The organism is Muricomes intestini, from assembly GCF_004346165.1.
In the GTDB taxonomy this organism is placed as follows: domain Bacteria; phylum Bacillota; class Clostridia; order Lachnospirales; family Lachnospiraceae; genus Muricomes; species Muricomes intestini.
The window spans coordinates 167,958-186,518 of sequence record NZ_SLZZ01000004.1 but is presented as its reverse complement, the minus strand read 5'-3'; the positions used below and the strand labels follow the sequence as shown (position 1 = coordinate 186,518).

The 18,561-nt window shown below is 43.2% G+C and carries 16 protein-coding genes; 1 reads left to right on the top strand and 15 read right to left on the bottom strand.

All coding sequences use genetic code 11. From position 1 onward, the window contains the following. Positions 1–17 precede the first annotated feature (17 nt). The 7 genes from grdC to EDD59_RS04765 all read right to left on the bottom strand — a co-directional run bounded on the left by grdC (position 18) and on the right by EDD59_RS04765 (position 8,099). Positions 18–1,556, bottom strand: a complete 1,539-nt coding sequence (gene grdC / locus EDD59_RS04795; RefSeq protein ID WP_132379446.1) for a glycine/sarcosine/betaine reductase complex component C subunit beta — start codon at positions 1,554–1,556, stop codon at positions 18–20. Positions 1,557–1,703: 147 nt separating this feature from the next. Next, positions 1,704–2,174: a glycine/sarcosine/betaine reductase complex selenoprotein A gene (gene grdA, locus EDD59_RS04790; RefSeq protein WP_132379444.1), complete on the bottom strand. Its 471-nt coding sequence runs from the start codon at positions 2,172–2,174 to the stop codon at positions 1,704–1,706. A 238-nt stretch (positions 2,175–2,412) separates the two neighbouring features. Next, positions 2,413–2,730, bottom strand: a complete 318-nt coding sequence (gene trxA, locus EDD59_RS04785; RefSeq protein WP_132379441.1) for a thioredoxin TrxA — start codon at positions 2,728–2,730, stop codon at positions 2,413–2,415. Positions 2,731–2,917: 187 nt separating this feature from the next. Then, the gene (trxB, locus tag EDD59_RS04780) at positions 2,918–3,862 is read right to left on the bottom strand and encodes a thioredoxin-disulfide reductase (protein WP_132379439.1); all 945 of its coding nucleotides are present in this window, start codon (positions 3,860–3,862) and stop codon (positions 2,918–2,920) included. An 11-nt stretch (positions 3,863–3,873) separates the two neighbouring features. After that, positions 3,874–5,427, bottom strand: a complete 1,554-nt coding sequence (locus tag EDD59_RS04775) for a glycine betaine uptake BCCT transporter (RefSeq protein ID WP_132379437.1) — start codon at positions 5,425–5,427, stop codon at positions 3,874–3,876. 30 nt (positions 5,428–5,457) lie between these two features. Further along, entirely contained in the window at positions 5,458–6,762 is a 1,305-nt protein-coding gene (grdH, locus tag EDD59_RS04770) for a betaine reductase selenoprotein B (protein WP_132379435.1), read from the bottom strand. Between the two features lie 11 nt (positions 6,763–6,773). Next, positions 6,774–8,099 carry a glycine/sarcosine/betaine reductase component B subunit gene (locus EDD59_RS04765; RefSeq protein ID WP_132379433.1) on the bottom strand — a complete coding sequence of 442 codons (1,326 nt, stop codon included), beginning with the start codon at positions 8,097–8,099 and terminating at the stop codon, positions 6,774–6,776. 301 nt (positions 8,100–8,400) lie between these two features. On the opposite strand from EDD59_RS04765, the gene EDD59_RS04760 reads away from it, so the two are divergent. Beyond that, a complete protein-coding gene (locus tag EDD59_RS04760) occupies positions 8,401–9,057 on the top strand; it encodes a TetR/AcrR family transcriptional regulator (RefSeq protein ID WP_243117346.1) in 657 nt (218 codons plus the stop codon). A gap of 98 nt (positions 9,058–9,155) precedes the next feature. Here EDD59_RS04760 and dhaL read toward each other — a convergent pair whose 3' ends face one another. From dhaL to EDD59_RS04720, 8 genes are all read right to left on the bottom strand, one after another. Continuing rightward, positions 9,156–10,910, bottom strand: a complete 1,755-nt coding sequence (gene dhaL / locus EDD59_RS04755; protein ID WP_132379431.1) for a dihydroxyacetone kinase subunit DhaL — start codon at positions 10,908–10,910, stop codon at positions 9,156–9,158. Positions 10,911–10,921: 11 nt separating this feature from the next. Then, a complete protein-coding gene (locus tag EDD59_RS04750; protein WP_132379429.1) occupies positions 10,922–11,485 on the bottom strand; it encodes an SIS domain-containing protein in 564 nt (187 codons plus the stop codon). Positions 11,486–11,500: 15 nt separating this feature from the next. After that, positions 11,501–12,385 carry a sugar phosphate isomerase/epimerase family protein gene (locus EDD59_RS04745; RefSeq protein ID WP_132379426.1) on the bottom strand — a complete coding sequence of 295 codons (885 nt, stop codon included), beginning with the start codon at positions 12,383–12,385 and terminating at the stop codon, positions 11,501–11,503. Between the two features lie 30 nt (positions 12,386–12,415). Then, a complete protein-coding gene (locus EDD59_RS04740) occupies positions 12,416–13,417 on the bottom strand; it encodes an ABC transporter permease (protein ID WP_132379424.1) in 1,002 nt (333 codons plus the stop codon). A gap of 20 nt (positions 13,418–13,437) precedes the next feature. Then, positions 13,438–14,919 carry a sugar ABC transporter ATP-binding protein gene (locus EDD59_RS04735; protein ID WP_132379422.1) on the bottom strand — a complete coding sequence of 494 codons (1,482 nt, stop codon included), beginning with the start codon at positions 14,917–14,919 and terminating at the stop codon, positions 13,438–13,440. An 84-nt stretch (positions 14,920–15,003) separates the two neighbouring features. Continuing rightward, positions 15,004–16,014 carry a substrate-binding domain-containing protein gene (locus EDD59_RS04730; protein WP_132379420.1) on the bottom strand — a complete coding sequence of 337 codons (1,011 nt, stop codon included), beginning with the start codon at positions 16,012–16,014 and terminating at the stop codon, positions 15,004–15,006. A gap of 112 nt (positions 16,015–16,126) precedes the next feature. Further along, positions 16,127–17,530, bottom strand: coding sequence for an ATP-binding cassette domain-containing protein (locus EDD59_RS04725; protein WP_279233329.1), 1,404 nt, complete (start codon positions 17,528–17,530; stop codon positions 16,127–16,129). Further along, a complete protein-coding gene (locus EDD59_RS04720; protein WP_132379416.1) occupies positions 17,517–18,554 on the bottom strand; it encodes a sensor histidine kinase in 1,038 nt (345 codons plus the stop codon). The genes EDD59_RS04725 and EDD59_RS04720 overlap by 14 nt, the downstream gene beginning before the upstream one ends. Positions 18,555–18,561 lie beyond the last annotated feature (7 nt).

Sequence of the window (18,561 nt, the reverse complement as noted above, 5' to 3'; positions counted from 1 at the left end):
TCGCCATCTCACACCCCTTACTCTGCCAGCAGAGCAGCAGCAAAATCCTTCATTGTCTTCGCAATCAGTGTCTTCACTTCCTCTTCGGATACACCGGCTGCAGCCTTTTCTTCCTCCGCCGTATTCCCGTGGAGCACAAAGGAGACACCGTCAAACAGGTTCGTCATACGTCCCAGGAATAAGCTTCCCTTTCCGATAATCATGGCCCTTTTAATCCTGCCGGCCTTGATATCCTCGCAGGCAAATCCGATGTAAGGCACACCCGACGGGATATGGCCCTGGGTGGGCGCCCAGCCTGTCAGGCCATGCTCTTTCGTAAAGTTTGCCAGCTCTTTCCGGTCCAGCTCTCCGTTTTTCACCGCCAGCGCCCCAATCATCTTATAGTTTGCCATGGGCACATCCCCTGCACCTGCCGGCTTTGTGATATCCGGGTTCTGCATCTCCGGGGAATATTTATCAATGTCCGGAATCTTAAGTCCCGCTTTCTTGAGGGGCTCCGCTACCAGGCTGCCGATGACCGCCTGGGGGGCAGAACCTGTCCCTACGGTGTGGCGTCCCAGCATCTGCAGGTTGATCTCCGGGCTCGCCCCGTCATTTTCCGAAATGACAACAGCAAAGCCGCCCAGGCAGTCCTCCAGGATCGGAAGGCCTTTTTTGATGTGGTCTTTTCCATTCATGCCCAATTTTGCGGTGCATCCGCCGGAAGTCACCACCACCGTCTTATAAGCACCGGATTTTACCAGGGCAGCCGCTTCAATCATAGCATGGGTGGGCGCCGCACAAAAGCCTCTGGCATCAGAGCCGGAAGCACCGGTAAGCCCTGCAATCTCAGCCGCTGCCTTGGCAAAGTTGCCGCCGCCCCGCTGGTTCATATCCCCGCAGGCTTCCTCAGCGCAGTCAATCACATACTCTACCTCGGATTTCTCAATCCCCGCGTTTTTCACTGCATAGAGAAGGGCCAGGACACTGGAGGCTTTACTCATCAGGTTCTCATGCATCACATGGGCCGAAAGGTTCACGTCAATATCGTGGGCACGCTTCACACAGCCTACCAGTTTCCCTGCAAAGTACAGGCCTTCCGCATGTTCCTCATTCACCAGGTGCTCGATCTCGCTGCTCTGGGCGCCCTCTTCAATCCTCTCCACAATATCCGCTGTGATGATGGGGTTCTCTGCAAACTTAAGTCTATATTCTGCTACAAACTCTTTGTCAAGCTTCACCACCTCGAACATGTCGCTTGCCTGTACGAGGAATAAGAACTCTTCCTCCGGCATGATCTCGCCGTATTTCCCATACCGCTTTGCATCTTCCTTTTTCTTGTCATACCAGGGGAATTCCACTTCTGCCAGCTCATCCGGGTGTACATTTCCAATATAAGTCTGGTTGGGCCAATAGGAAACCGCCTCTTCATAGGACCGCAGGTGCTGCGGCACTTCCTTTAGATATTCAGACTCCGGATTTACGATTCTTTCCGTCGTCTGTGTTGTTCCATTATATAAAACCATATCGGGGGTGTGCACTAATACATAGCCAGCCCCTTTGATTACACTGTTCATTGGTTATCCGCCTTTCTGCGACTCTTTCCACTAGTGTGCTGTCCCATTGACATTTCGCTATTTAGCTGAAAGTCAACGGAACAGTACACTAGAGTAAAAAGGGCCAGCCCCCGGCGGGTGCACAGGACCTGACTCTTTTACATTTTCCTAAAACTTACAGTATTCGTCTCGGATGGAGGTCATTTCCTGGATGATGTCATCCACGTCAAGGACCATCTCCATCATGCTGATCTGTTCGTCATACACTGCTTCATCGAATTCTTCCTTCATTTCTGGTTCACATACGTGATATACACGGAGTCCAAGCTGGACTCCTGTCAATGGACCTGCAAAAGTCGGGTCGCCTGCGGTCACGGTCTCAGCTGCAAGCCCTGCAGCTTCTCCCTCTGCGGCACCCAGGACAACAACGAGGTTCTCCGGGCCGTATTCCTCCGCAAACTCTTTCACTCTCTTCTGGTTCTCCAAATCCATTGCGCCTGCGCTTGTTCAAACGAAGCACTCCGTGGATGAGAATACGATCTCCCCGCCGGCAGTCTTTACACACTCTGCAATGGCAGGTCCCGGTATTCCATCTCGGTCTCCGATAATAATGACCTTTTTGTCTTTCAAAATAGCCATGATTCGTTTCTCCTTTCTGTAAAATACTGTTTATGATAAAGAAATACATTGATGTAGGGGTCAAAAGGTATTTTACCCCCTGATACCTACGGATTGCTCCGCACTTTGTGCTCCCGAAATCCTAAAAGCATTCGAAATCTGCCCTACTCGGGCTTCTTTCTCATGTTTTACGGGTCCCAAAGTCATGCTTTTTCATGCAAGCATGAAACGCATGACCTTTTGACCCTGGTATCATACATTAGATATACTTCTGTATCATTGCTTCAATGCTCTCTGGGGTAGCCTCGTCTTTTACTACCTCGTCAATCTTCTCCCCGCCTTTATAGACCGCCATGACCGGAAGGCCCAGCACCTTCTGCCCAATGGCAAGGCGGCGTGCCTTGGTGGTGTTCAGGGAAGTAAACTTCATCTTGTCACCGTAGCTATCTGCGAACTCATGTACCTTCGGCATCAATGCCTGGCAGGGCACACATCCGTCACCGTAAAAATCTACGAATACATAGCCTTGTGCCTTGAGCACTTCCTCTTCAAAGTTTGTCTTGTCAAGATCTTTCATCTGTTATCTCCTCCTTCTTTTTTGCGATTGAATATTTTGTAATTGTTCAGAGCCAGGTAGATATATTGAGAAACACCCCGTGAAAGCTTGCTTTCTAAGGTGCATTTCTCAATATATCTATTTGGCGGGAGCCAAACAGCGGGAAAACCGTAGGTTTTCAGGCTTGGCCCATTAAGCTCAGGCGAGTTTAGAAATAGTCGGACAGGCTTCTCTCCACCTGCACTGCCGCAATAGCGCCGTCTGCCGATGCAGTGACAACCTGCCGGAGGCTCTTCACCCGCACATCTCCCGCCGCATAAACTCCGGGGATATTGGTGTGCATATCCTCGTCTGTCTTGATATATCCTCTTTCATCCATATGGAGGATCCCTTCAAACACCTTGGTGTTGGGAATCATACCGATAAATCCAAACACCCCGAACATTCCGTCCTCCGGATCCGCGTCTATCTTTCTCGTCTCCCCGGTCTTTACATTCTTCACGGCCATCCCCTGCAGGATGTCATCCCCGTAAAGCTCTTCCACAACGCTGTCCCACATAAAATGCAGCTTTGGATTGGCGAAGGCCTTCTCCTGTATGGACTTTGCGGCGCGCAGCTCATTCCTTCTGTGAATAACCGTCACCTTCCTGGCAAATTTGGTCAGATACATGGCTTCCTCGACGGCAGAATCACCGCCGCCCACTACAAATACTTCCAAGTCTTCAAAAAAGTTCGCGTCACAGGTGGCACAGTAGGAGACTCCTTTTCCAAGATATTCTCTTTCCCCCTTGCACCCGATTGGTCTTGGGTGGGCACCTGTGGCAATAATCACATTTTTGCCCTTGTACTCTTCCTTTTCGCCCTTTAAAACTTTCACTTCGCCTTCCAGGGAAACTTCCTTGATTGTGTCGGAGACACGCTCTGCACCGAATTTTACCGACTGTGCTGTCATCCTCGCAATCAGCTCCGGTCCCGATTCTCCATCTACCATCTGTCCTGGATAGTTCTCAATCTCATCTGTGATAGCAATCTGCCCGCCGTCCTGGCCCTTCTCGATGATCAGCGTGGAGAGGCGGCTCCTGCCTGCGTACAACCCGGCAGATAATCCTGCCGGGCCCCCTCCTAAGATAATTACATCATAAATCTCGCTCATTTTTATGCCCCTTATGCTTTTTCCGCTACTTTTTCTGCGCTTTCTATTGTGTCCATCTTATCCACTTTTATTATTTTTTCTGACTTTAATGCTTTCACCAGTGCAACGCAGGCAAATATCATAATAAATATAAATGGGAAGGCTGCAACAATAGATATTGTCTGAAGCGGTGTCAGTCCCCCGGCAATCAAAAGTCCTACTGCCATTATAGACTGAATAACACCCCATAATATCTTCTTGCCATTTCCCGGGTTCAAATCACCCCCTGATGTCAGTGAAGACAAAACAAAGGTCCCCGAATTGGCTGATGTAATAAAGAATGTGCTCAGCAGCACCAGAGCAACCAATGACAGTACCATACCAAACGGATACTTTTGCATTACAACAAACAATCCTGTCTCCGGAACCGCAGCGACTTCTTTTAACACATCCATAGACAGCCCGCCGGTCTCACCAAGGTGAAGCCCCAGAGTACCCATGATTGCAAACCACGCAATTGAGCCAAGACTTGGCGCTATCACAACACCCATAACAAACTCTCTGATGGTTCTTCCTTTAGAGATTCTTGCTATGAACGTTCCAACAAATGGAGCCCATGCAATCCACCATGCCCAGTAAAATATTCTCCAGCTCTCCACCCATGAATTATCTCCATAGGCACTAATCCCAAAACTGTCCTGGAAGAAATTCCCAATATACTGTCCCAGCCCGTTCATAAGGTTGTTTACCATTTCCAGCCTTGGTCCTACAAGAACCACCGCAATCATCAATGCAAAGGCAATATAGAGATTGGCATCTGATATCATCTTAATACCTTTATCTATACCGGATACTGCCGACCATATATAAATAATTGAAATCACAGCAATAATAATAATCTGAATAAGCAGTGTTGTTGGAACACCAAATAAATAGTTAAGACCACTATTAATCTGAAGTACACCCAATCCCAGAGATGTTACAATACCGGCCACCGTAGCAAATACCGCAAGCACATCTATAATCTTTCCTATTGGCCCTTTCACTCCTTTTTCCCCAATCAATGGTTCAAAAATAACGCTGATGAGGCCTGGTTTTTTCTTGCGGAATTGAAAATATCCCAGTGCCAGCCCGATAATTGCGTATCCGGCCCATGGGTGAACTCCCCAGTGCATGAAGGAAGAGCGCATGGCAAAATCTGCAGCCTCCGGCGTGCCGGGTTCAATGCCCGCTATCGGACTGACATAATGGGAAATAGGTTCCGCAACTCCCCAGAACACAAGACCAACCCCCATGCCGGCTCCAAAGAGCATAGCAAACCAGGATGCTGTCTTGTATTCCGGTCTTGAATCATCCGGCCCCAGCCGGACTTTTCCAAATTTACTAAATGCAATGGCAATAGCAAAAAATACAAAGAAAGTCATTGCAATAAGGTACAGCCAGCCAAAATCCTTGGTCAAAAATCCAAAGACAGCATCGGATACCTTAGAAAAGCTCTGATTTCCAACCACTGCCCAAACGGCAATGGCCCCTGTAATCACCAATGATACATAAAAAACAAAATTATCTGGCTTCTTTTTTTCCATCCTTATGCCCCTTTCTCATCCCTTATGGGATTAAACACGGAATACAGTCTGCTCCTTGATATCGACAGTTAAACTCTCCAAAGCCACTTTTGTTCTGTGATAACGCAATTTCCACTGTTCTTCTTTGGTAGTTGCAGGATCACCAAGGGGATATGGAATAGAAATAGTCGGAACGATTCTATTGGAACCGACCGTTTTTGCTACAGGAATCAGGTTGCACATCTGTACAATCGGGAAACCAGCTCTCTCAATTTCTTTCACCATCGTTGCACCGCAACGAGTACAGGTGCCTCACGTGGAGACCATAATACACGCATCTACATGATCATCTCTCAGATACGGAACCATCTCTTTGGCCATTCTCTCTGCCTCAGCCTGTGTTGTACCTGTTCCGACTGTGGAATAAAAATACGGATGCAGGCTTCCATAGAAGCCTTCTTTTTCTAATACCTTCAGAGCATCTATCGGAGTAATGACATTTGGATTGGCATCAGCGGCGGCCGGGTCAAATCCTGCATGTATGGTCTTATATTCTCCTGCCTTCAGAGCATCTGTATGGGAAATATCGTATCTTCCCCAACGTGTTGCAGATGCTGACTGGATGTGATCCGGATTATCTACCGGTACAATACCTCCCGTGGTCAAAAGAGCAATCCTTGCGGTCTTCAAATCTTTCACCGGAGGTGCTATGGGAACTCTGTCCATCTTAGGAATCGGAAGCTCCGTATCAAAAGGTTCCCCGTTTATCTTCTTGACAAGCATATCAATCATACGCTCAGAGGCCGGCTTTAAGTCCTCGCGCCATACCTGACGGCGGATTCCTCTTGGGAAATATCCTTCTTCCTCAGCACTTCCCACAGGCTCACCATTTAATAGCTTATTTGCAACCTTCACCATTGCAGCTACATCTTTTCTCATCTTGGAAGCGATATTTCCGCCTCGCAATATATACATATCTTTCTTAAACATTTCTGCTCCGGGATTCTCTTCGTTGATAGAAGTTACAACCGAAACGCCGAACTTCTCCTTTACAGCCTTACAGATTGTGCCGCAGGCAACTCCGTAACGCCCTGCCTGGAAAGCTGGTCCTGCAAGGAAAATATCGAATTCTTTGTCTTCCAGCATGCCCAAAATTGTTGCAATAGCCTCGTCTGTATTAGAGCCCATGTAGTTGTCACCACAGATAATCGTATGGGTAACCTCCGCATCCAACAGTTTGTCAAACTGCATTGCCGGTCCAATCAGGCCTTCGTGAATCTGTGGCTCAATTCCGGCCTGATCTTCCCCACCGATCTGTCCAAAAAACTGATTTAAATAAACAATTGCTTTTTTCATTTTCCCACCTCCTAGAATTCCTTCATTGTTTTTGGGGACCATCCACAAACCTGGTCGCCGCAGAACATTGCATTATTTTCCATAACGATGGAGCCGTCTTTTCTGACAGATGGTCCTAAAATCTCGTCATCTGCCCAACCGCCGGAGAGCCCATCCCTTCCCAGAGCTTCCAGTTCGCCAAGAACAGTTTCCATAGGAGGCAATTTAACCATTTCTGAAACATTACCGCAGGACACGATTGCGTCACACTTCTCATCTAAGGTTACAAGCGGCTGTGACTGTCCGTCACGCCCAGTACACTCATTTGTTACCCCCACGGTCTTAACTCCTGCATCCTCCAGAGCCACGATGCATCCTACAAAATCTGCATCAGGATTTCCATAGCCTTCCTCTGCCACTACGGCGGCATCGGCTCCAAGAGTGTTTGCAATCTGTGCAACATAAAGTGCCGATCTTTCCTTTTCTTCCAAAGCAACATTCAAATTTGACATAATGACACCCAAGAAGTTAATAGTCTTCCCGTGTTCTCTGTAAAGTGCCTTGATATTCGGGCAGTTCTGGAAGTCATAGGTTGACCATTTGGAAGAAACAGGCATAAAGCTTCCGGATACAATTGCCCCATCTAAAATCTCGTTGGGATTCATAACAGTAGGTACCATATGATTGGTATCCCAGCCATAAACCAAATCATTGTAGCCCATTGCCTCCATTTGAGACTGAGGCTGCATCACATATACAACGGACGGCAGCTTTTCAATCTCTTCTTTCCGCCTAATCATAGGCTCAGACTCGTAAACTTCAGTGTCCTCCGGTGTCAAATCTTTTATACACGCTCCGATAAACTCTGCAAGCTTATGTCCTGCCCTTCTAAGCGCATCATTCTTTTTCTGCTGTTCATGTTTCTCAAAATCTTCATTAGTATCAGCCACTAACACGATGTTATTTAACTGCCCAAAGTATGTGTACTTCTGGCCCTCACCGCTCATATCTATTAAACCATCCTGGAATCCGCCCCAGTGCTTTCCAACTACCAGTACACTGCAGTTCTTTAAGGCATACGTAACACCCTCCCCGGCCCTGGCCAAATCGCCAATATACCCCGGAAACAAACTTCTTCCATCCAGACGAGTTCTTGGCTCTATTGCTTCCTTTACCGGACACATACGAATCTTGTCCCCCGGTTTTGCAATATAAAGCTCCGCCTCAGTAATCCGCTCGTCTTCACATATAAACTTTAAAGCCTCTTCTTTGTCAATGGTAAGTACACCATCATGAAATGACAGTGCATCTCCAAACACAATATCCTTTACATAGAAATTACCAATTTCCAGTTTCATGTTAACCTCCTTCTTAATTGGCTTGCATTAATGTGTTTTTTCTCCTTTATTCAGTTATTTTATATAGATAAGCGCGCTTATGTTAAATATTATACGATAATTCTATCACAAACATTCCTATTGTCAAGGTTTGTCATATATGTTTTCTATAATATTATAAAATTAGTGAATAATTAACAAAACCTTATTTTTAAATATTATCTTGATTTTTGTCCGGTCGGTGATAAAATGAAATAATGGCATTTGAAATTATTCAATATCGAAAAAATAATAGATGATATAAAGAGGAAAAAGAGTGATTATGAGATTAAAAGAGGCTGAAAATGAAATGTTGAAAAAAGAAAACCGCAGGCGTTTTATCAATGCGGCAAAAGAATTAATGGAATATGAAAACCTTCAGGACATTTCTGTTAGAAAAATTGCACAAAAAGCAGGCTTCCATAATTCTACCACTTACCTGTATTTTAAAAATTTGGATCAGTTAATCATGCTGGCCTCTATGAAATACTTTTGTGACTACAGCCATGCACTGAACATAATAAGTCAGCGAAGCCTCCCGCCTATTGACAACTTTATGCTCATCTGGGCCTGTTTTCTTGATACGGCATTGAAAGAACCTTTCATATTTTACAACTTTTTCTTTGGAAAAAACAGTGATAATCTGTATGATATTATAAAGATGTATTATGATCTTTTTCCCGAGGAACGCGAACAGTTTTCAAAAGACATCGAAGCAATGTACTTTGGTAAAGATTTCACAGAGCGCTGCCTGTTTATACTGCGTCCCCTCATTTCGGAAGGCACCTCGGTAACAGAAGAAAACTTATACATGTTGAATGAAATAAGTGTAGGCTACTGCAAATATAAATTAGAACTTAAATGCCAAGATCCCAGTCTGGACTCTGAGAAGATAAAAGAAGAAACTCTCTCTGCGTTCTCGTATCTGTTTGGATTATAAGAATTGTAAATTCAATTTATGTGACTTTCTAAGGGGCAGTTCAATATCTTTGAACTGCCCCAATCATTTCTAATTGATTATATTTCCCGGGCGCGGACTTATCCCTCTACGTATTCTCTCATCCCCTGGAATATCAGCCACACCGAGGCCGCACCGGCATCTTGATACCCGATTGCCCTTTCCATTAGGGATTTGGCGCGTCCGAATTTCGCCACATATTTCTTTGTGTCTTCTACTCCCTGCCCGGCGGCTTCTTCCGCTGCCCTCAGCATTTCCAGAAGTCCTTTATCACAGTTTGCTTCCAGCGCCTCTACTGCAGGAGTCAGTGCATCCACCATTGTTTTATCTCCGACTTCCGCCTTTCCCCGTTCCTGGATGGCTGCAAGGCTCTTGCGCTCCATCTTTGCCAAATCTTCCGGTGTGAGCACTCCCTTTTCTTCCATGTCTTTCGCCCCTGCAAGATAAAGGCTTCCAAAAATCACCCCTGATGCGCCGCCCATAGACATCAGCATGGCTTTGCCGGCTGCCTCGAACACTGCATAGACATTCTGTTCCCCTTTCATCTGCTGCAGCCTTTCTTTGGCTTTTTTCATTCCGCCCGCCATTCCTATGCCATGATCACCGTCGCCTATAGCGCTGTCTATCTCTGTCAGATATGACTTCTTTGCTCTTACTTTGTCAGCTATATATATAAGCATCTCACGGGCATCTTCTGCAGTCAGTTCTGTCAGAGGCCCTTTCTTTTCCCTGGATACACATGGTTCTTCCGTATCTTGAGACACTGAATCTGCAGAACATGTTTCCTCCTGATATTTCTCCTCACATTCCTCTTTTATCTCCCGAGAACTTTCTGTTAATTCTCCTTTTGCATAATAAGGACTGTAGCAGGGCATGTCATAATATTGCTTCAGTTCTTCATCCAATTGAAATAATGTGATGGAAAACCCACCCATCTCCTGGCTTGTGCAATAATTATTCAAATCCGCATCGTATACTCTTATTTTGTCTTTGTCCAGCAGCTCCTTCACTTTACGGTAAACAATTGCAAGCTCCGTAATGGTGGTAGCTCCCAATCCATTTACTAATACACACACTTCATCTCCAGCTTTGAGAGCCGTATCCTCCTTAATCTGTCCATACATTTTCTCTGCCAGAACATCAGCCGGCTGCCACTTTGTACGGAGTACCCCTCTTTCTCCATGCAGGCCCATTCCATACTCTATCTCATTTTCTCCCAGCTCAAAAATAGGCTTCTCCACTCCCGGAAGCTGGGCAGGAGCCGTGGCTACCCCTATACTCTTCGTGTTGTCCCGTGCCTTCTTTGTTATCCTTGTAGCTTCCTCAAGGCTTAAGCCTGCATCACATGCCGCTCCGGCAGTCTTCACAACAAAAACGTCACCCGCAATGCCCCGCCGGTCCTCGACTCTATCCGGAGGGGCACTGGCGACATCATCACGCACACGTACATGAGCAGTTTCGATACCCTCATCCCGGAGCATTTCCTCCCCCATATCAAAATTCAAGTTATCCCCCGCGTAGCAGCCATATACAAATAGAACTCCCTGTCCATCCTCCACAGCCTTAGCTGTCTCATATATGGTATTCGGGTCGGGGGATGCAAACACATTTCCGCAGGCCGCAGCATCTGCCAGGCCTTTCCCCACAAAACCGGAGAACATAGGCTCATGCCCGCTGCCCCCGCCAATGACAAGGGCTACCTTTCCCCGCCTTTTCTGTCTCAAAAGCACACCGTTCACATCCGGATGCTTCCGGTAATACCTGCTGTAGGCGCTGATATAGCCCTCCAGCATCTCTTTTACCACATTGTCTGCATGATTGATTATTTTTTTCATAGTCTGCTCTCCTATTCGACATTCCTATGCCTGTGGGACATTTTTTCAAAACTCAACTCAGGTGTCTCACTAACAATCATCATAACAATCATATCAAATATAATCAACAGACATTGCTCAAATAAATTCCCCATAGGCTGAAAAGAGGGCACAACATCATCAGTCCCTCTGTACACTGCTGCCGGAACAAAAAACACCTTATCTGCAACATTCTTTGCAGTATTTCCGCTTGGTGACCCTGTCACAGTATAGATCATGGCACCTGCCTCTTTTGCGCGTTCACATATATAATTAATATGTCCTATTCTGCCATCTCCCAAAGTTGCAATTAATAAATCACCTTCACCGATAGAAGGAGTCGTATCATCCCATATCCAATGGATTTCTTTGCCCATATGCATCAGTCTCATCGCAAATGCTCTTGTCGCCATACCTTCACGGCCTACGCCAATAAGAAAGATGCGGTTATGGTTTTTTACTTCATTAATAAACTCACGCATTCCATCCTGGTCTATTTTTTCGAATACTTGCCTATGTTCCTCCAGAATCCTTTTATACATTTCCTGATATTTCACTTTCCAAGCCTCCCCCTAAAATAATTCTTTATGAAGATAATCCATGGTTTTCTTCATTCCTTCATATACCGTATCATCGTCTTCTTCAAATATCGTGACTACTTCCAGATATTGTGGAACCTGCTCCAAGCCTGCACGCTCCGTTGCACTTTTGATTAATTCTGGAGTTACAATGCCTTCTTTTGTAAAATCCCAGTGTCTGTCCCATTGTCCATCTGTCTGCTGAAGATGTATAGAGCCAATGTATGGTGCGCATTTTCTAAACCACAAATCAATATCTGCCTCTTCTTTCAGCAGAGGCTTATATAGTGCATGTCCCCAGTCAATCAAAAGTTTCACTGGAATATCTGTTCCTTTCAAATCCTCCATCATCTTTACCGATACATCCGGACTGTGAGGAAACTCCGTAATTAAGGGAGTTGCCTCAATATGGATCTCGTCTAAGCCTTTTGTTTTTCCATATTCAGCAAGCTTTTTCAGATAATCCAACATTTCATTATAAAGTTCCCTCCGCCGCACCGGATTTTTTGCGTCATCATAAGACATTCCGCCCACAGGAGTTCCCATTATTTTAGCTCCCATCTCCATGGTAAGGTCAATTGCTCTTTTAAAAAATATGAATGCCACATCTCTCTGCGTTTTAGAAGGTGCAAGAAGATGTGCATAAGAATAAGAAGCAATCCCCCCAAATGTCGCATCTATCTGTACGCCTGCCGCCTCAAAGGCATCCCGATACTGCTTCACCATAACATCTCTCTGCTCTTTCGGCCACCACGGATCAATCAGGTCCCATGTAAACTGTACATGTTCAACCCCAAATTCATTTTTACATATACTTGCTAATTTCTCAGGCTTCAGCCAGCGCTTTACCGCAAATGATAAATTCAATCCTAACTTCATAAGACACTTTTCCTTTCTACTAATTAATAATTAACCGAGTTTAATCTTTCTCTGTTTTCTTTCCTGCATAATTTCGGAAATGGAGCTAAATGAAATTGCAATAACTACAACAATACCACTTACGGCAGACTGCCAGTATACATTTACACCAAACAATACAATCATATTTTGAATGATGCTGATAATTGCTGCGCCAATTAAAGCTCCTGCCGGATTTCCAATCCCACCTGTCAGAGAGACCCCGCCAATAACCGAAGCTGCAATGGAGTTCATCGGCCAGTTCTCACCTATTGCTGACTGAGAAGAACCAAGCCTCGCAACATAGAGGATGCCTGCTAAAGAGGAGATAAAGCCGACAATCGAATAAATCATAACTCTAATCTTGTCCACCTTGATTCCAAGAATTTTTGCAGCTTCCCTGCTATTTCCAATTGCATAAATATAGCGTCCGGTTTTTGTTTTCTTAATCATAAACAAAATAAAGATTAATACTATTATACAAAATATGAATGGAAAGGGAATGGGACCGAGGTTCCCTTTTCCTAAGATATAGATGTCTTCCGGAATACCTGTTATAGCCTTCCCTTTCGTAAGTACAAGATTAATACCTCCGTAGACACCCTGCATGCCAATGGTTGCAACCATAGAATTTAGCCTTAACTTTGTAATAATCATGCCATTAATAAATCCAAATAAAATTCCCAGACACAGTGCAATTGCAAGTGAAAGCCACGGATTAATGCTATAATTGACCATCATCATACCTGCAAGAATGCCGCACAAAGACGCAATTTTTCCAACAGACAAGTCCAATTCTCCGATTAGCAACAGCAGAGACTGCGCAATACCAATCATGCCGATAAAGGCTAAGTCCCTGATTAACGACTGAAGATTGTATATATCCAAAAAGTATGGTGAAGCTATACTTGCAATAACAATCATTAATAGCAGTACAACCCCTATAGCAGTCATATTACTTTTTTTCAACGCACTAACAAAGGCGTTGTTTGTATTCGTTTTTTCTTTACCCATAGTAAACGTCTCCTCTTTATTTAAGAATTCACGCCAATAATAGCACTCAAGATTACTTCCTTATCCTCTTGGGAATCATACTCTCCCACTTTTTTACCTTCGTATAACGCAATAATTCGATTGGAACACTTTTTAATCTCTTCCATTTCCGACGAAATTAGAATAATACCAATGCCCTTTTCCTCAGCCAGTTCTTTCATAAGACGGTAAATCTCAGCCTTTGTTCCAACATCAATCCCTTTTGTGGGTTCATCAAACACAAGGACCTTGGGGTCACAGCACATGGAACGGCCGATTATAACCTTCTGCTGATTTCCGCCGCTCAAAAACTGTATCGCTTTATCTGCATCAGGAGTTTTTATATCATAAGTATTAATGACTTTCCTTGCAATATCACTTTCCTTTTTTTTGGAAATGCTTATTCCATTCTTTAATTCATCCAGCACAGATACAGATATATTTTCCTTGATGGAAAGAACCGGAAGAATTCCCTGTTTCTTTCTTTCCTCAGGCAAATAAATCAATCCATGTTTTACAGAAAAATTTGTATCTCCAAGTTTCCATTGTTCGCCGTCCAGCTTCACCTCACCTGAATATATAGGCAAATACCCAAAAATTGCCTGCATAAGTTCACTTCTCCCAGCACCGACCAAACCTGAGAACCCAAGAATTTCACCTTTCTTCAGAGTAAAACTCACATTTGTAAACCTTTCGCCAGTCAGGTTATTTACTTCAAGCAGTACTTCATCCGACACCTTTGAAGAACGAAATATCTGTTTCTGGTTCAGCTCCCGCCCGGTCATCTTCTTAATTACCCAGGGAATATCTATTTCTTCAAGTTTTGCATATGCAACTTTTTTCCCGTTTCTAAATACAGTCAAAACATCACCCAACGCAAAGATTTCTTCCAATTTATGGGAAATAAAAATAACTGCTTTATTTTCCTCTTTAACTCTTTTAATAATTTCAAATAAAACCTGTGTATCACTGGTTGTTAAACTGGTTGTAGGCTCATCTAACATTAAAATTTCATATTCTTTATGTACCGTTGCTCTAGCAATTTGAAGCAGTTGCTGAGAAGATACAGATATGTCTTTCACCAGTTCATCCGGTTTTACCGGAATTCTAAACTTTTTTAATAAAGGAACCGCTTTTTTTTCTAGTTCTTTTTGATTTACTATTCCTTTGATCCCTGATTTTTTATACGGCAAAAACAAATTTTCTGCTACAGACATATCGCCAAATAAGTCTATTTCCTGCGGCACATAAGCCACTTTGTCAAACAGAGCTTTGTTTTTTGTTGCATCGTCACCATTTATAAGGACTTCACCTTCTTCCGGCTCATATACACCTGTCAGACATTTAATCAATGTGCTTTTACCGGCTCCGTTTTCCCCTATAATACAATGAATTTCGCTCGGTTCAAAGGATACATCTACCGAATCCAGGGCCACGACACCTGGAAATAATTTTGTAATATTATGCGCCTCTAACATCTTCATAGACATGCTCCTTTTTGATAAAAAGAAGGCCTGTGACTTGGATGCATCCAGTCACAAGCCCCCCGTTTTTCATCTTATTAATTGTCATTCACTTACCATTTCAATCCACTTGTCGATATTTTCCTGGTCAATATATGCGATACCTGTATCAATCGTCTGTGGAATATCGATCCCAATAGAAGACTGCCACAGCATTAATACCGACATAGACCCCTGCATCTGAGGAATTGTAGAAGACGTAGCTGCTATAGTTCCACTCTTAACATAATCAAGGATTTCCAGGAGATTATCCTGTGCTACAAATTTAACTTGATCTTTTTTTCCAGCTTCTTCAATTGCCGCTGCCACACCAGAACCACAGGCATCACAATTTAAGTAACCTTTTAGGTCAGGATTTGCTGCTAACACAGATGCCGCTTGAGACTGTGCCTCTTCCACGTTATCATTGTCAATGCCGCCTTCAATAACCTCAATACCCGGATATTTTGCCAATGCATCCAAATGTGCCTGATATCTTTCCGCATGGTTCGGAGCTGACGGAGCCCCCTGCATAACTGCAACTTTTCCCTTTTCTCCGATTAATTCAGCCAATTTGTCTGCCGCAACCGTTGCCTGTTCTGCAAAATCATTGCCAACACTTGTAAGACCACTGCCTTCTGGCGATGGCGCGTCAAAGAGGATTATCGGTATTCCTTGCTCCTGAATTTCTTCAATTACTGCTTTGCTTCCCTCATAGTCCACCGGATCTAATGCTATACCATCCGGCTTTGTCGCTGCTGCCTGCTCAAGAGTTGAATTCTGTTCTGCCACATCTGCCTTCTGTGGTGCCCGGTAATCAATCTTAACTTTTACACCCAACTGACCAGACAAAGTATCTGCCTGTTTCTGTGCGCCCTTATTTACTTCATCAAACCATGCATGTACAGTTTTCGGGACAATAACAAACGTCAGATCTTCTCCCTTTTTAGCCACTGTAGTTTCAGACTTTGCAGAAGAATTGCCTGAACCTTTGGAAGCCTCACCTGAATTACATCCTACTGTTAACGCAGTCACCATTCCCACAGCCAACAGCAATGCCAAAATTTTCTTTTTCATAACGCTGTTCCTCCTTTTTTATCTGTTTGTTTTTTGATATCTTTATTATACATGGAGAAACTTTTGATTCCAATGCGATGAAATTTAGAATAGGTATGAAAACTTTAAGACTTCATTCAATGCTAATAATCTGATCTGATATATCTTCAATATATTCCCCTCTTGACTTAATAATAATAATTACAGCCCCCCTACTTGCAAACTTTTTGATATATGATTTAACAATAGACACACCATAAACATCACATTGTTGAAATGGCTCAAAAAGTACAAGAACTTTAGGGTTATAAATATACCACCTCTCTAATGTTATACTTATCAAATCATTAACCTCCAAGTTTCTCACCACTGCTCCCGGCCTTACCAGTATATTTTTCATATTCTGCTTAATCATTTTTCTCATCTTGCCAGAAGCTATAATATATTCAAAGGAAGAGATTTTTCTAATTGAAGGAAGCAACAGATTTTCTCCCGGAGACATACCTGCAAGCACTTCTTCTTTGCTCCCCATATGCATTACTGACACCACCTTTCGGCGAACAAATTCTCCAGAATCTGCTCTCTCATACCTCTTTGAATCTAAAAGGCAGTATGTATTCCCCCCAAGTTCTCTTCCCGAAAAAATTCTGAAAAGCCGCTCTCTCTCTTTTCCGTCCACTGTCAGAAAAGTGACCACTTCTCCCCTACTGAATGTAAAATCAATTTTTCTTCCTCCCTTCAATTCCAGACTTCTAATTTCATATATCGGATTTTTATTTTCAATCTGCCCAGGGGTGTAACTGTCCAGACTTTTCTTTTTGAAGTTAATCCCAGATTCAAGAAGAAACTTTTCCAGGTGTGAGCTGCTTTCTATATATTCCTTTTTGCACTTTTTTACAATACGCTCTTTTTTGAAAATAATATATTTTTCTGACAAAATTGATAAAACAGTCTCCGAATAGCTATTTACAATGACTGCCATTTTCCCCGTAACCACCTTTTTCATTATCTTTCCAAATTCTCTGATAGACCCTGGGCTCATTCCTTCAAATTCATCTTCAATAATTATTACTTTTGCGTTATGCCTGCAAGCCTTTATAAGGTCAACGATTCTTTTTTCTATTTCTGTAAGTTCCCGTATCCGCCGGGATACATCAAATGGGATTCCAGATTTTTCAAAAAACTCAGCTGCCTCTTCCTGCAAAATTCGCTTATTCCACATCATTTGTATCCAGTGGCTGCCCACCAGTCCTATATACTCTGCCACAGTCCAGTTATCAATAACATAGTTGGAAGCTTTGATGTGATACACCTTCTTTTTCAATATCGTATTATCAGTGACTCTTCTTCCATGTAAATAAACATGGTATTTTCCTATATTCTCCTGAATATCTCCACTCAATAGTCTGACCAGCAAGTCTTTTCCAGAATACGTTAGCCCACAAAAGCCAACTATTTCGCCTTCCATAATGCAAAAAGAAACATTTTCCAGCTTTTTGGCTGGGGCGCTGAAATTTAAATTATTAACTCTTAACATTTCCTTTTTCATCTTGCCAATTCACACTCCTCTCGTAAGCAGTCGGAATAGTAATCTCCACATCTGTCCCCATCCCTGCCGTACTATATACATTTACTCCATATTCCTCCCCAAACAGAAGTTGAATTCTCTTGTGAATATTCGGAAGTGCAATCCCTGTATTTCTCTGTTTATTGGAGTTTCCCTCCTCAAGCTGCATATCCGGTGACTGAATCCTTTCATTCAGCATTTTTAATTCATGGCCACTGATTCCTTTTCCGTTATCTGAAATTGTAATAATTAGATTACTGTCTGTAACAATCACTTCAATCGTTACCTTTCCACCCTCCAGCTTTTCCTCCAGCCCATGAAAAATTGCATTTTCTATTACTGGCTGTATAATAAGTCTTGGAATCAGAAAATCGTACGCAGCCTCATCTTCTTCATCAATAATGACTTCCAGTGAAAATCGATTATTGAATCTATATCTCTGGATCAACATATAATTATTAATATTCGCCAGTTCATCTCTTAAGGTAACAAGATTTCCCTTTTGACTTATGCTATAACGAAAAAAAGCTCCCAGTGCTTCCACCATCTTTGCTATTTCATAATTATCATCCATCAACGCCTGCCCACGTATGGTTTCCAGCGTATTGTAAAGAAAATGCGGGTTAATTTGACTCTGCAGTGCTGTAAGTTCTGTCTGTTTATCAAAAACTTTAGCCGAGTTTTGTCTTGTTCTTTGAGATGCAAATTTGTCCACAAGATATTTCACTTGTTTCATATATGGTATATTCTCTATAATTTTATTTAGTTCTTCTTCTGTATTTTCCTCTTTGGTCAGGAATTCCAAACTTTCCGCAAACTTTTGAATAGGTACTGCAACAGCAAGAATTAGATATATTACAACACTCAGTTGGATCAATCCCAGCAAAAGTAAAAATGGCCGAAAACCTATATTTTTTTCTGCTGCTCCAAACAATAATACTGCAAATACAATTTCACATATAATTACAGTTCTCAATTTTTTAATCAGATTCATATTCCCT

Coding starts and splice junctions, on each gene's coding strand:
- EDD59_RS04745 (WP_132379426.1), bottom strand. CDS start 12,385: ATGAAGTTAGGATTGAATTTATCATTTGCGGTAAAGCGCTGGCTGAAG.
- EDD59_RS04740 (WP_132379424.1), bottom strand. CDS start 13,417: ATGGGTAAAGAAAAAACGAATACAAACAACGCCTTTGTTAGTGCGTTG.
- EDD59_RS04735 (WP_132379422.1), bottom strand. CDS start 14,919: ATGAAGATGTTAGAGGCGCATAATATTACAAAATTATTTCCAGGTGTC.
- grdC (WP_132379446.1), bottom strand. CDS start 1,556: ATGAACAGTGTAATCAAAGGGGCTGGCTATGTATTAGTGCACACCCCC.
- trxB (WP_132379439.1), bottom strand. CDS start 3,862: ATGAGCGAGATTTATGATGTAATTATCTTAGGAGGGGGCCCGGCAGGA.
- EDD59_RS04730 (WP_132379420.1), bottom strand. CDS start 16,014: ATGAAAAAGAAAATTTTGGCATTGCTGTTGGCTGTGGGAATGGTGACT.
- EDD59_RS04775 (WP_132379437.1), bottom strand. CDS start 5,427: ATGGAAAAAAAGAAGCCAGATAATTTTGTTTTTTATGTATCATTGGTG.
- EDD59_RS04725 (WP_279233329.1), bottom strand. CDS start 17,530: ATGTTAAGAGTTAATAATTTAAATTTCAGCGCCCCAGCCAAAAAGCTG.
- EDD59_RS04765 (WP_132379433.1), bottom strand. CDS start 8,099: ATGAAACTGGAAATTGGTAATTTCTATGTAAAGGATATTGTGTTTGGA.
- EDD59_RS04720 (WP_132379416.1), bottom strand. CDS start 18,554: ATGAATCTGATTAAAAAATTGAGAACTGTAATTATATGTGAAATTGTA.
- trxA (WP_132379441.1), bottom strand. CDS start 2,730: ATGAAAGATCTTGACAAGACAAACTTTGAAGAGGAAGTGCTCAAGGCA.
- EDD59_RS04760 (WP_243117346.1), top strand. CDS start 8,401: ATGAGATTAAAAGAGGCTGAAAATGAAATGTTGAAAAAAGAAAACCGC.
- dhaL (WP_132379431.1), bottom strand. CDS start 10,910: ATGAAAAAAATAATCAATCATGCAGACAATGTGGTAAAAGAGATGCTG.